15 protein-coding genes are annotated in these 13,865 nt (G+C 32.2%); 1 reads left to right on the plus strand and 14 read right to left on the minus strand.

Annotation, left to right across the window (positions count from 1 at the left end; translation table 11 throughout):
• Position 1: 1 nt before the first annotated feature.
• From cysQ to KW502_RS06990, 13 genes are all read right to left on the minus strand, one after another.
• A complete protein-coding gene (gene cysQ, locus KW502_RS06930; RefSeq protein ID WP_219039819.1) occupies positions 2-763 on the minus strand; it encodes a 3'(2'),5'-bisphosphate nucleotidase CysQ in 762 nt (253 codons plus the stop codon).
• A gap of 11 nt (positions 764-774) precedes the next feature.
• Entirely contained in the window at positions 775-2,031 is a 1,257-nt protein-coding gene (locus KW502_RS06935; RefSeq protein WP_219039820.1) for a sulfate adenylyltransferase subunit 1, read from the minus strand.
• A gap of 142 nt (positions 2,032-2,173) precedes the next feature.
• Positions 2,174-3,079 carry a sulfate adenylyltransferase subunit CysD gene (gene cysD / locus KW502_RS06940; RefSeq protein WP_219039821.1) on the minus strand — a complete coding sequence of 302 codons (906 nt, stop codon included), beginning with the start codon at positions 3,077-3,079 and terminating at the stop codon, positions 2,174-2,176.
• Positions 3,072-3,677 carry an adenylyl-sulfate kinase gene (cysC, locus tag KW502_RS06945; protein ID WP_219039822.1) on the minus strand — a complete coding sequence of 202 codons (606 nt, stop codon included), beginning with the start codon at positions 3,675-3,677 and terminating at the stop codon, positions 3,072-3,074. Before cysC ends, cysD begins: the two co-directional genes overlap by 8 nt.
• Complete coding sequence (locus tag KW502_RS06950; RefSeq protein ID WP_219039823.1) at positions 3,670-4,143, minus strand: DUF2061 domain-containing protein; 474 nt, start codon at positions 4,141-4,143, stop codon at positions 3,670-3,672. Before KW502_RS06950 ends, cysC begins: the two co-directional genes overlap by 8 nt.
• A 32-nt stretch (positions 4,144-4,175) precedes the next feature.
• Positions 4,176-5,027, minus strand: a complete 852-nt coding sequence (gene rfbD / locus KW502_RS06955) for a dTDP-4-dehydrorhamnose reductase (RefSeq protein ID WP_219039824.1) — start codon at positions 5,025-5,027, stop codon at positions 4,176-4,178.
• Positions 5,024-5,572, minus strand: coding sequence for a dTDP-4-dehydrorhamnose 3,5-epimerase (rfbC, locus tag KW502_RS06960; protein WP_219039825.1), 549 nt, complete (start codon positions 5,570-5,572; stop codon positions 5,024-5,026). Before rfbC ends, rfbD begins: the two co-directional genes overlap by 4 nt.
• Before the next feature lie 8 nt (positions 5,573-5,580).
• The gene (rfbA, locus tag KW502_RS06965; RefSeq protein ID WP_219039826.1) at positions 5,581-6,426 is read right to left on the minus strand and encodes a glucose-1-phosphate thymidylyltransferase RfbA; all 846 of its coding nucleotides are present in this window, start codon (positions 6,424-6,426) and stop codon (positions 5,581-5,583) included.
• Between the two features lie 31 nt (positions 6,427-6,457).
• Positions 6,458-7,468, minus strand: a complete 1,011-nt coding sequence (gene rfbB, locus KW502_RS06970; protein WP_219039827.1) for a dTDP-glucose 4,6-dehydratase — start codon at positions 7,466-7,468, stop codon at positions 6,458-6,460.
• Positions 7,468-8,433 carry a hypothetical protein gene (locus KW502_RS06975; RefSeq protein ID WP_219039828.1) on the minus strand — a complete coding sequence of 322 codons (966 nt, stop codon included), beginning with the start codon at positions 8,431-8,433 and terminating at the stop codon, positions 7,468-7,470. Before KW502_RS06975 ends, rfbB begins: the two co-directional genes overlap by 1 nt.
• The gene (locus KW502_RS06980; RefSeq protein WP_219039829.1) at positions 8,433-10,112 is read right to left on the minus strand and encodes a DUF6909 family protein; all 1,680 of its coding nucleotides are present in this window, start codon (positions 10,110-10,112) and stop codon (positions 8,433-8,435) included. Before KW502_RS06980 ends, KW502_RS06975 begins: the two co-directional genes overlap by 1 nt.
• Before the next feature lie 24 nt (positions 10,113-10,136).
• Entirely contained in the window at positions 10,137-11,630 is a 1,494-nt protein-coding gene (locus KW502_RS06985; RefSeq protein WP_219039830.1) for a GH3 auxin-responsive promoter family protein, read from the minus strand.
• Positions 11,631-11,632: 2 nt separating this feature from the next.
• Complete coding sequence (locus KW502_RS06990) at positions 11,633-12,499, minus strand: M23 family metallopeptidase (protein ID WP_219039831.1); 867 nt, start codon at positions 12,497-12,499, stop codon at positions 11,633-11,635.
• Positions 12,500-12,617: 118 nt separating this feature from the next.
• On the opposite strand from KW502_RS06990, the gene KW502_RS06995 reads away from it, so the two are divergent.
• Positions 12,618-12,818 carry a twin-arginine translocase TatA/TatE family subunit gene (locus tag KW502_RS06995; RefSeq protein WP_219039832.1) on the plus strand — a complete coding sequence of 67 codons (201 nt, stop codon included), beginning with the start codon at positions 12,618-12,620 and terminating at the stop codon, positions 12,816-12,818.
• A gap of 64 nt (positions 12,819-12,882) precedes the next feature.
• Here KW502_RS06995 and KW502_RS07000 read toward each other — a convergent pair whose 3' ends face one another.
• Positions 12,883-13,860 (minus strand): DUF4837 family protein, encoded by a 978-nt coding sequence (locus KW502_RS07000; RefSeq protein ID WP_219039833.1) that lies wholly within the window; start codon positions 13,858-13,860, stop codon positions 12,883-12,885.
• Positions 13,861-13,865 lie beyond the last annotated feature (5 nt).

Raw genomic sequence — 13,865 nt, forward strand, 5'->3', positions numbered from 1 at the left:
TTCATCGCTTCACCAAAAAATTAGGGTTTAAAAGATCTTCTTTATTATAACGTATTGGTTTTCCATCTTCCATATTGATTATTTCTAAATCTAATCCTTTTAAAATAGCGTGTGCTGCTGCAGTATCCCATTCCATGGTTGGAGAAAAACGTGGATAAATATCTGCTTCACTATCGGCGATTAGCATAAATTTTAATGAACTTCCCATAGAAACAGTTTGGGCATTATCAAATTTAGCTATGTAATCTGATGTAGCTTCATTTAAATGAGATCTTGAGGCAACTATCCTCACCATACCTGTTTCGTTCTCTATAAGCTCTAATTGATGCTGTGGATCCATGTTTTGTCCCATAAAAGCTCCAAGCTCTTTACCTCCAAAATAAAGTTTATCTAAAACAGGTGCGTAAACCACACCTAAAATAGGTTCATTTTTATGGATTAGTGCAATATTTACTGTAAACTCTCCATTTTGTTTGATAAACTCTTTGGTGCCATCTAAAGGATCTATCATCCAAAAATAGTCCCAATTTTTGCGCTCTTCATAAGGCACATCTTTTCCTTCTTCAGACAAAACAGAAAAATCTGTTTGCTCTGTAAGCTTTTTTTCAATGACTTCATGTGCTAAACGGTCTGCTTTGGTTAAAGGGCTATCATCTCCTTTTTTTTCTACATTAAAATCATCAGAATTGTAAACTTCTAAAATTTCTATTCCTGCATCTCTAGCAGCATCTATTACAATTGGGAGATATTCTTTAAGTTCCATAGCATTTATTTTTATAAAATCATACCTGCAGCCACCGTTTCATTAGTGTTTTCATCTATTAAGATGATGCTTCCTGTATTTCTGTTTTCTCGATAATCATCGGTCATTAATGGTTTAGTAGTTCTTAGCTTTACTCTACTAATATCATTCATTTTCAACGACTTGTCTTCTGTATTTCTATTATAAGTATTAATATCAATTTTATATACCACTTCTTTAATCATGGCTCGTTGTTCATTTGAGGTATGAACGATTGCATATTTTGCTCTCGGTTTTGCTTCATCTGTATTTAACCAACAAAGCATAGCGTCTACATCTTGTTTTACATCTGGTTGATTGTTGGTTTTTACAATCATATCACCACGACTAATATCTATATCATCTTCTAAAGTTATGGCAACAGACATGGGAGCAAAGGCTTCTTCTAACTCTCCGCTTTCCGTATGAATAGCTTTAATAGCCGATGTAAAACCTGAAGGTAAAATAGTTACCTCATCTTTTGGTCTAAAAATACCGCTTGCCACTCTACCAGCGTACCCTCTAAAATCTATAAAACCTTCACGTTGTGGTCGTAATACGGTTTGTACAGGAAAGCGTGCATCTACTTTGTTGATATCGCTACTTATATGAACTGTTTCTAGTTCGTGTAATAATGGTGAACCTTGATACCATTTCATGTTATTAGAACGATTTACTACATTATCTCCTAACAAAGCACTAATAGGGATGTAACGCACATCTTGTATTAACAACTTTGACGAAAACTCTTCAAACTGACTTACAATATCATTGTATATTTCTTCTGAATATTCTACTAAATCCATTTTATTGATACATACAATAATGTGTGGAATTTGTAATAAGGAAGCAATAAATGTATGCCGTTTAGTTTGTTCTATTACGCCGTGACGAGCATCAATTAGAATAATGGCAGCATTTGCAGTTGAAGCTCCTGTAACCATATTTCTTGTATATTGAATATGTCCCGGAGTATCTGCAATTATAAATTTACGCTTAGGCGTTGTAAAATACCGATAGGCAACATCAATGGTAATTCCTTGTTCACGTTCGTCTTTTAAACCATCGGTAAACATGGCTAAATCTACGCCATCATGACCTTTTTTCTTACTTGAATTTTCTACCGCTTCTATCTGATCTTCAAAAATTGATTTAGAATCATATAAAAGTCTACCTATCAAGGTACTTTTTCCGTCATCTACACTCCCGGCGGTAGTAAATCTTAGTAATTGGTTTTTATCTATTTGCATTGGTTTTTTATTTTTACTTACCAATTTTTGCCATTATTTTAAAAGTAAAACTTCTATAAAGCTTATTGGTAAAAAAGATGTTTTTTGGAAAAATTTTATCAATTATTCATAATATATTCACAAAACGAAAAAGTATTTATTTCTAAAAATAACCATCTCGTTTTCTGTCTTCCATAGCAGTTTCAGAACGTTTATCGTCTGAGCGGTTACCACGTTCGGTTTGGCGCATTGTAGAAACTTCTAAAGCTACTTTTTCTAAGGTATCTGCATCACTTTCTATTCCGCCAGTTATGGTAATATCTCCTAGTGTTCTAAATCTAATTTTCTTCGTAAGAATTTCTTCGTTTTCTTCTAACTTTAAAAATTCTGAATTAGGAATCCAAGAACCGCTTCTTTTTACGACTTCTCTCTCGTGAGCTAAATAAAGTGATGGAATTTGAATATTCTCACGTTTAATGTAATTCCAAACATCCATTTCTGTCCAGTTGCTAATCGGGAATGCTCTAAAGTGTTCGCCTTCAAAATGCTTACCATTTAATAGATTCCAAAGTTCTGGGCGTTGATTTTTGGGATCCCACTGTCCAAAATCATCTCGATGAGAAAAGAAGCGTTCTTTTGCTCTTGCTTTTTCTTCATCACGACGCCCACCACCAATGGCACAGTCTATTTTGTGTTCTTCTATGGTGTCTAAAAGCGTGGTAATTTGCAACGCGTTTCTGGTGGCATTTTTTCCTTTTTCTTCCTGCACACGACCTTCATTAATAGATTCTTGTACAGAACCTACAATTAATCTAGCGTCAAGTTTTTCAACTAAATCATCTCTAAATTGAATGGTTTCTGGAAAGTTGTGCCCCGTATCTACATGCATTAATGCAAAGGGAATTTTACAAGGATAGAAAGCTTTTTTTGCCAAGTGGGTTACTAAAATGGAATCTTTACCTCCGGAGAAAAGAATGACCGGATTTTGAAATTGAGCGTAAACCTCTCGCAATATGTAAATTGCTTCTGATTCTAATTCGTCTAAATAATTTAAATAATATTTACCCATGACTTGGCAATTCTAATTTTGTTTTAATTTTATCCATAATAAGTTGTATGGATTCTTTAATTGTTTGTTCTTCAGAATTTACAATAATATCAGGATTTTCTGGCTCTTCGTAGGGAGCGCTAATTCCTGTAAAATTTTTAATTTCACCGTTTCTGGCTTTTTGATAAAGACCTTTTACATCTCTTTTTTCACAAGCTTCGACACTCGCTTTAACGTAAATTTCTATAAAGTTTTCTTTACCTACAATTTGCTTTATTTTATCTCTGTCTTTTTGTAGCGGAGAAATAAAGGCCGCTAAGGTAACAACTCCAGCATCGATAAACAACTTTGCTGTTTCTGCAATTCTTCTTAGATTTTCTTTGCGATCTTCTGGAGTAAAGCCTAAATCTTTATTTAAGCCTCTTCTTATATTATCTCCGTCTAAAACATATGTTTTTAAATCTTGCTGATGTAACGTGACTTCTACTTGATTGGCCAAGGTAGATTTACCTGAACCAGACAAACCCGTGAACCAAATTAATAAACTGTTATGTTGATTTTGCTGTTGTCTATTTTTAACATTAATGCTATAATCTTGCTGAATAACGTTTTTATTCATTTGTAATTTTTTTTACTGAAGGTTTTATTTCTTCTTCATAACTAATGCCAAAGTTTGTCTTGTACCATAAACGCTCGTGTAGGTAATACAAAAATATTTTAGTAATGACCTCTGTTAGTCCAATTTGCAATCCAATATAAGGGTTTCCTGAAATTAGCCAGCCTAAGAGCGTGGTGTCTATGGTGCCAATAATTCGCCAAGTAACAGCTTTGGTAATGTGACGTTTTCTACTATTTAAGAGCTCTTTTTTTTTATTTAGATTTGCTTTTGCCCAAATTCTTTCATGAAAATAATATAAAATAGGTTTAGAAATAAGTTCTGATGTTCCTAGAATTGCACCTGTTTCAGAATTATCGATCACAGATCCTAATAAAACAGTATCTAAAGTACCTAAAGTTCGCCATGTAACTGCCTTGGCAATATGACGCTTTTGCGCTATTTTAACTTTTCTATTCTTTTTCTCCATCAATCCTTTATCAAAGAACTACTCTCAATTTTTTATATAGATTTTTGCAAATCTAATAAACTATGCTGCCAAGTAGGTATGGTTACTTGTAAATTCTTTTTGATTTTCTCTTTTGATAAAACACTATTTACTGGTCTTTGGGCTATCGTTTTATATTCATTAGAAGCTATTAATGTTACTTTACTTAATAGATCTGAATTTGTAAAAATAGCCTTCGCAAAATCATACCAAGTAGCTTCCCCTTCATTGCTGAAATGATAAATTCCAAAATCTTTTCTATTTTCTGAAATTATTTTAAGCGCTACACTTGCCAGATCGTTAGCATTAGTGGGAGTACCGCTTTGTGCAGTGGTTATTTTTAACTCTACCTCTTTTTCTTTTGCCTTTTTTAGCATGTTATTGAAAAAATTATGGCCAAATTCTGAATATAACCAAGAAGTTCTTAAGATAAAATATTCATCTAATTCTTGTTGCACAAATTCTTCACCTTTTAACTTTGAAGCCCCATAAATGTTTATTGGGTTTACTGTATCTGTTTCTTTATAAGCCGAAGTTTGTTTGCCGTTAAAAACATAATCTGTACTTATATGAATAAGTTTTACCGCATTTTCTTGGCAAATTTTGGATAGTTGTTTTACCGCTTCAGCATTCACCAAAAAAGCTTTTTCAGAGTCAGATTCTGCTTTTTCTACATTGGTGTAAGCCGCACAGTTAATACACCAATCGTAATTTCCGTTTTTAAATACGTTGCTTACCGCTTTAGAATTAGTGATGTCTAAGTTTGAAGAAGAAAAAAAATTTAATTCTAAATTTAAAAAATTAGAAGATTGTTTTTTTAAGCATTGTCCTAGTTGCCCATTGGCTCCTGTTACGAGAATTTTCATGAATTACTAAAATCTTTAAAAGTTGGTAACTCTTTATCTTTTGCTGAAATAATTAACTGCTCTTTAGGTAAATGCCAGTCTATATTTAGAGTTTTGTCATTGTAAATAATACCACTTTCTGATGCTTTATTGTAATAATTATCGCATTTATAAGCAAAAATAGCTTCTGCTGAAAGGGTAATAAATCCATGAGCAAGCCCTTTAGGCACAAATAATTGTTGGTTATTTTGTTCGTTTAGAATGATGCTAAACGTTTTTCCATAAGTTTCAGAATTATCACGTAAATCTATTACTACATCCATCACCTCGCCCTTCACCACACGAACTAATTTAGCTTGCGCGTGTTCACCTTTTTGCAAATGAAAACCACGTAAAGTTCCTTTTTTTGAAGTAGACTGGTTATCTTGTACAAACGTTACTTCTAAACCAGTTTCTTTCTTAAAGGTTTCATGATTATAACTTTCAAAAAAAGAGCCTCGGTCATCTTCAAAAACTCTTGGTTTAATAATAAAACAGTCTTTAAGTAATGTTTTTTCTATTTGCATATTAACTATTATAAATTTTTTGCGTAACCGCTCTTATGAAGCGATGCTACTTGTTCTATCATTTCTTCTTTAGTGATATATCCCATTTTATAGGCTACTTTTTCTATAGAGCCTACTTTTAAGCCTTGACGTTCTTCTATAGCTTCTACAAAATTAGAGGCTTGCATTAACGATTTAAACGTACCTGTATCTAACCAAGCGGTGCCTTTGTCTAAAATACTTACGCTTAATTTTCCTTTTTTTAAATAAGCATTATTAATATCTGTAATTTCTAATTCACCACGATGACTGGGTTTTATGTTTTTGGCAATATTAACTACCTCATTATCATAAAAATAAATTCCGGGAACTGCATACCGTGATTTAGGTTTTTTTGGTTTCTCTTCAATAGAAATGGCTTTACCATTTTCATCAAACTCTACTACTCCATAACGCTCGGGATCGTGAACGTGATAGGCATAAATTACGCCACCATCAGGGTCTATATTACTTTGTAGTAAAGTGTCTATACCTGAACCATAGAAGATATTATCACCTAAAATTAAAGCTATCTTATCTTCACCAATAAACTCTTCTCCTATAATAAAAGCCTCTGCTAATCCATTAGGTTGTTCTTGTACGGCATATTGAAAATTACAGCCTAATTTTTTGCCATTGCCTAATAGTTGTTTAAATAAAGGCAAATCTTTTGGTGTTGAAATAATAAGAATATCTTTTATTCCTGCAGACATTAAAGTCGATAACGGATAATAAATCATAGGTTTATCATACACCGGCAATAATTGCTTACTCACTGCAATAGTTAATGGGTGTAATCTAGTTCCTGATCCGCCTGCAAGGATTATTCCTTTCATATCAATTTTTTTGGGTTAATTGGTTTCATGCTTAATTGCTATATTTCTGTAAATACCAATTAATTGTTTTTTTAATACCAGTTTCAAAAGTTTCTTCTGCTTTCCAACCTAAGTTATCTTCAATTTTAGAAGCATCTATAGCGTATCTAAAATCGTGACCCGGACGATCTTTTACGAACGTAATTAGTTCACGATAAGACTTATTAGACTCACGTGGTTTTACTTCATCTAAAATATTACATATCTTTTCTGCGATATATAGATTATTTCGTTCATTTCGTCCCCCTATATTATAAGTTTCTCCTAATTTTCCTTTAGCAACAGCTAATTCTATTCCGTAACAGTGGTCTTGTACATATAACCAATCACGAATATTAGTGCCTTGACCATAAATAGGAATATTTTCTTCTTGTAGTGCTTTTCTAATAATCGTAGGAATTAATTTTTCATCATGCTGATGTGGTCCATAGTTATTAGAGCAATTAGTGGTGATTACTGGCATGCCATAAGTATGGAAATAACTTCTTACTAACAGATCTGAGGAAGCTTTTGAAGCACTATAAGGACTATTGGGAGCATATGGTGTTTCTTCAGTAAAAAGCCCTTCGTTGCCTAAAGTACCATAAACTTCATCTGTAGATACATGTAGAAAACGAGCCTTTTGAAACTTCTCTTTGGTTTGAAAAGGTGCTGTCATCCAAAGTTGATAAGCTGCTTGTAATAGATTGAAAGTTCCTGTGATATTCGTTTCTATAAATGCCGATGGATCTGAAATAGAATTATCTACGTGAGATTCGGCTGCAAAATGTACAACCTCATCAAATTGATAGGTTTTAAATAAGTCTTTAATAAATTCTATATCGCAAATATCACCTTTAATAAAAGTATAATTTTCTGCATGAGAATTCTCAATATTACCTAAATCTCCGGCATAGGTTAATTTATCTAAATTGATAATATGATTTTCTCCCTTGTTAACTTGATAGTTTACATAATTGCTACCAATAAAACCTGCACCACCAGTCACTAGAATTTTTTTCATTATTTATTTAATTTTTGAGCCTTTCGGACAATTTTTATAAATATGATTAATCCAAAATAAGCTAATACAAGTAAAATTGGTATAAATAGCACTTTATAAGAAGAGATTTTTACATCTGTAATTTCGCTAGGGTTGCCTAAATCTACTATTTTAAGAAATTCTTCATTGGTGATTTTTTTAGCGTACATAACTTCTAATTCTTCTAATAAGTTACTTCTGTCGCCTATTAATTCACCTAAATTTAAATCATTACTTATAATATTATTGGAAGAAGGAATGTTGATTGTATTACTTTTTGAGTAATTTTTAATTAAAGAATCTATTTGTGAGATTAAAAATTCATTAGAATTAATTAAAAATTGATTCTTCTTAGCTTGAATTTTATATACGCTTTGGTAATAGTCATTATCTCTAATTACACTAAGAATTTCATTTAAAATATGACTAGAATCTATATCTCTTGGATGAATTAAAGTAAGCTTGTAAAACTTAGAAATAGTATTGGTTACATCTCTTTTATTGTCTTCTGTTAAAAAATTAGATTCATTTAGTAACTCGTAGTACTTGAGTTGATCATTTGAAAGTTCATCTACCTCGAATAATGGATCTATATCTAATAATAAATAAGGCTTGCTTTCATTAAAATCTAATTTAGAATATAATTTTTCATCATTATTGTTCAATTTAAAATTAACCTCTTCTACAGATTTATATAAATATTCTGGACTACCATAATCTGCAGCAACAATCATTTCTGTTTTTATTAAAACTCCAGAATTTTTCTGTAAAAAATAACCAGCAAAAGCTCCAATGATTATTAATACAATTAAAATTATAGCATGCCTTAATAAAAAAGCTATAAACCTTAGAAAAAGATTTCCTATATAATTTATTCCTCTTTTAAATAATTGAAATAAATCACCTAAATCTATTTCTTCGTTGTTATTTTTTGAATGCTGACTCATTAATTTTTAAATATTTGTTCTAAGATTTTTTCTGTAATTAGATAAGTTGGTTTTACTCCTGTAGTGCCTAAGCCTCCAGAAGCTAATGTGCTTCCTGTTTCTAAAGGATTATCGCTTGCGTAATAAGCATATCTTACTTTTACTTCTGGTTTGATACTGCCTCGAAGCTTAGAGGCTGCCTGAATTGCTTTTTGGTAATGTGCACCTTCCATCTCTAGGCCTATTACATTCCAGGTAGAATCATGAAAGAATGCAAGAATGTCTTTATTTTGAAGCGAAGTTCCTAAGACAGTAATCATAGCTCCCTCATAAACATCGATTCCTTGACCTTCTAAATCTTCTTTTTTCAATTCATTTTCAAACGGGTAATTATCTGCAGTTCCTTCAAATAAATGAGCTGAAGGAATCATAATATCACCTTTTCTACCTTCAAGAATTCCTGCTTTCCCCATAATTGAGATAGAATCTACTTCTAAATGAATTTTCTTTTCTCCCAATTCAAATGGCTTTAGAAGCTCGTCTATAGTCTCGTAAGCTTGTTCTCCAAATGCGTAATCCATCACAATAATTACTGGTGCATTTTCATCTTTTGAAGTAGCGAATTTTTCTTCAGGGTGATTTATTTTAGAAGTATCAAAAAGCTGAACATTAATATTAGCGCCGCTCTTATCTTCAATATAAATCATTCCGTTATCTAAAGCGGTTTTGGTAACTTTTTGACGAAGTTTTCCACTTGCACTATTACTTAATTCTTCATAAATAGCATTAATAGGTTTCTTTTTCAATTCTGTTTTTAAGGCAATAGAAGCATAAAGTGTATTCATCACACTATGCATATTTGCACTAATAATGTGAAGCGGTCTTTGTAAAAGTCCATTTTCAGATAAAGTCTGTTTAATTTTATCTGCCCAAACTTCTCCATGAATATGATGCCCTAAGCGTTCTCTTAATACTGGAGTAAAAGTGACAATTCTTTTATGGTTACCTAAAGCTTCATCTATAGCTAAACTCCCTAAATTGTAAATAATATTCAGAAACCGCTCAGGATTAGTTGGTGTACTGTATAAAGGATGTACTTGCGAGACTTCTTTAAAAGTTCTCCCTAAAATATTTGCTGTATGTGTTAAAGCTATTTCTCGCTCTGCTTTAGTGAGTTCATTTTGTTTTACCGCAGCTTCTAACTTTTGCCAATCTCTATTTACGCTACCTTCCTCATCGATGATTACTCGTTTCATAATCTTGTGAGATTCGATAAACAAGAAAGTTAAGTGGGTTAAAATATCGTAAATCTCTGAGCGCCCGCGGGTAATTTCAATATTCATTTGCTCTTCGTCTATACGGTAGCAATTTCTTCTTCTTTTAGGAGGAACAATAGGGGTAAAATGTGAATCTCCATAACCCTCATCACTGGTAAGATTAATGTATCTACATTCTTCTATCCCTAAAGGTAATCTATCGATCACATATAAAAGTCCGTGAAGTTCTAGTTTTTCATCTGCCACAGAGCCGTAAATTTCGGGTCTTAAAATAAGTAAAGCTTCCCGTAATGTTTCACCTGAAACTCCCATGGGTTTATAAAAACCTCTATTAAAAAGATGGCGCATCGTGATGTACATTCTTTCAATAGCGTTGGAGCTTTCTTGAGCTCTGTTTCTTCCTGTATTTATTAAATTACTCATAGAGCGATAAATATATAATAATTTTTATTTCTGAAGTTTTTCTAATGCTGTAACAATTTTACGATCGTTAGCTAAGCGTGGTATTTTATTTTGTCCGCCAAGTTTTCCTATAGATTTCATATATTCTTGAAAACTATTTTTTTGGACAGACGTTATCTTTAAAGGTTTTAAAATTTTACCTATAATTAAATCTTTATAATAGCTATTTTGAGCTTGTAGACTTTTGTCTAAAAACAAAGAAAGTTCTTCTAGCGAATTAGGTTCTTTTTCAAACTCTATAAACCATTCGTGGTATGGTAATCCTTCTTCAGGATCAATCTGTGGAGCGACCGTAAATTCTGCTACCTGAAATTTAAACTTTTTAGTTGCTTCACCCATAGCAGCTTCAACCTCTTTAGCAATTACATGTTCACCAAAAGCAGAGGTGAAGTGTTTTATTCTTCCAGATACAATCAATCGGTAAGGCTTTAAACTGGTAAACATGACTGTATCTCCTAAATTATAAGCCCATAATCCAGCATTTGTAGATATGATCATTACATAATTTACATCTTTTTCTACTTCACCAATGGTTAAACGCTTAGGGTTTTCATTAAAAAATTCATCTGCTTTAATAAATTCATAAAAGATGCCAGCATCTAATCGAAGTAACATTCCCTTTTGGTCTTGTTGATCTTGATAAGCAAAAAACCCTTCTGAAGCAGGAAAAAGTTCTATACTATCTACTTTTCTTCCTATTAAATTTTCAAATTTAGCACGATAAGGTTCAAAATTTACGCCGCCGTAAATAAACAAGTTAAAGTTAGGAAAAATCTCTCCTACTTTTTTACCGGCTTTTTGATAAATTCTTTCAAAATACATTTGCACCCAAGAAGGGATTCCGCTAATTACGGTCATATTCTCTGGTAAAGTTTCTTCTATAATTGCTTCAACCTTATCTTCCCAATCTTCAATACAATTGGTCTCCAGACTTGGCAGTCTGTTTTTCTGTAAATAAGAAGGTACAAAATGAGCTACGATGCCAGAAAGTCTTCCTAACTGAATTCCGTTTTTACTGGTTAACTTTGGACTTCCTTGTAAAAAAATCATTTTTCCGTCTACAAAGTCTGTTTTTCCTGTTGCTGAAATATAGTTAAGGATAGCATTTCTTGCGCCGTTAATATGTGTAGGCATCGACTCTTTTGTGAGTGGAATATATTTTGCACCACTTGTGGTGCCAGAGGTTTTTGCAAAATAAAGAGGTTTACCAGGCCATAAAATACTTTCCTCACCTTCTACTACTCTATTTATATAAGGCTTTAAATCTTCATAATCTCTTACAGGAACTTGTTGGGCAAAATCTTTAAAAGAATTTATTTTACTAAAATAATGATCACGCCCAAACTTGGTATCTTTTGCTTGTTTTAATAATTGTTGAAATACTTTTTGCTGAGTTACCACAGGTTGAGCTGCCCACCTATTGGTTTGGTGTTTTATATAATTAGCAAATATTTTAGCGGCAATAGATTTAAGACTCATAATTATTCAAATTCTAAAAAATCGGTAGGATTTACGGGTCTTCCGTTACTCCAAAGTTCAAAATGTAAATGTGGGCCTGTAGTTAATTCTCCAGTTGAACCTACCATAGCAACAACCTCTCCTTTTCTAACTAATTCTCCCTGAGATTTCGCTAATGATGAATTGTGTTTATAAACAGAGATTAACCCGTAGCGATGTTCTATGATCAAAACATAACCAGTTTCTGCAGTCCATTCGGCAAAAATAACGGTACCTTCTGCTGCTGCTTTTACAGGAGTGTTTTTTGGAGTTACAATGTCTACCGCAAAGTGATTTTCTTCTGGATTGTAGCTTTCTGTAATCTGACCTTTTACTGGCGGAAATAATTTAAAATCTGTCTTATCTACCGCGGCATCAATCACATTATACTTGTCTTCTTGTTCTACTTCTTGCCGCAATAAAGAATCTTCTTTAGATGGACTTAAAATCACTTCAGCTACTGGTTGTAAATTAGGTTTTAAACTATCTCCCTGAATTTCTTCAACAGTAACATCTCCATTTAAAACTTTTCTAATGGAATTGAAGTATTCGTTTTTCTGATGAAGTACGCGTTGTAAGGAGTCTGTTTTTAATAATAATTGAGTAGCCTGGGTTTTTAATTTTGTAGAAGAATATCCTGGAATATACTCTCTTAAAGGAGTAAAAGCAATTAAAAGCGTAGTAAAAATAATTAAGACAAGAACCGAAATACCTACAGAAACAAACACGTTAAGACGGGTAAGTTTAAAAGCAAATTTTTCTTCAAAAGTATCTTCATTTAAAACCACTAGACGATACTTGTGAAGTAACTTTTTTGCTAACTTTTTTTCTCTTTTTTTCTTTTTAACCATAGTCCCTAATTACTTTACAAATATAGAATAATCTATTATTGTAAGCTTATTTATTAAGATGTTAACGCAAACATTAAATTTTAATTATTATGTTTGTACTACACTAAAACAAAAGATTATGTCATTAGGTATTTTATTAATGATTGGAGCGTGGCAATACATCATTATTGGTGTCGTTATTTTACTTTTATTTGGAGGGAAAAAAATTCCAGAACTCATGAAAGGTTTAGGTAGCGGAATTAAGGAATTTAAAGACGCCTCCAAAGAAGATGAAGAGCCAACTACTGACAAAAAAGTTGAAGATAATAAGCATTCATAAATGTTTACTTATTAAAACCATTTGAAATAAAAAAGCCCGATGAAAATTTCATCGGGCTTTTTCTTTATTCAATTTTAGCAGATTTTAAAATTGATTCTAATTCAAAAATATGATCTCGCTTAGCGTTAGAAGGTTTAAATACAAAGCCTTCTAAGATAACGTAACGGTTGTTTTTTTCATCTCTTACCGCATAGTTAATAAAAGGTCCCGCCATAAAAGCTCCTTTTACCTCCCAAGTACCTTTAGTTTCGTAGGCAAATTTACCGTCTATTTTAGATTCAAATAAATAAGGTGCATAAGCTTCTTCAGTAATTAAATAACTGCCTTCATTTGGGCCTGGTACATGTTGGTTTCCAATAGAATCCCGCATTTTTATAATATTACCAATTACGTTGGTATCTTTATCTATTACTTGCATTGGCACTTCGTAAACCAAAATTTCCATACTACCGTGCTTAATGTCTTTTCTTATCCAAAAAAAATCATCTTCATTTTTAGCATATCGGTAAGCAGTAGGAAATTTTAATCTTACCCCTAAGCTTTCTTTTAATTTTTCATCACTTTTTAACGAATGTGAAATTCTTCGTTGTTGCTCTTTTAATTCGGTATTCTTAAAAGTCTGAATGATACTATCTGTATGTTCGTTAATTACTTTATTGAGTTCTGAAGGAGTTGAACCATACACATAAATACCCGTTTGAGGCTTTGCTAAAGTATCTTTTACGACTTCAAACTTAGCTTGTTGACTTTTCTTAATGTATAAAAAAGTTCTATTTCTAGCTACAAAACCTGAAAACGCTTTGGGTGGAATTTGATTTAAAGAAAACAAAGGCTCTTGTTGTGGTAAACCATCTATAGGCGCAGCAAGTTTAGCTCTTAAATTTTCTCCAACTTCTCCTTTCCAAAGTTGATTATTGATTACAATAGAAATGCTATTGAGCCTTCCTGAAGATTCTGAAAGTATTTTTTGATTTTTCTTATTTGAATCTTTACATGCTACAAGTGAAACCAATGTAAAAAATAAAAAGACAACTTTTTTCATGCGTA

The organism is Mesonia aestuariivivens, from assembly GCF_019311235.1.
Lineage (GTDB): Bacteria > Bacteroidota > Bacteroidia > Flavobacteriales > Flavobacteriaceae > Mesonia > Mesonia aestuariivivens.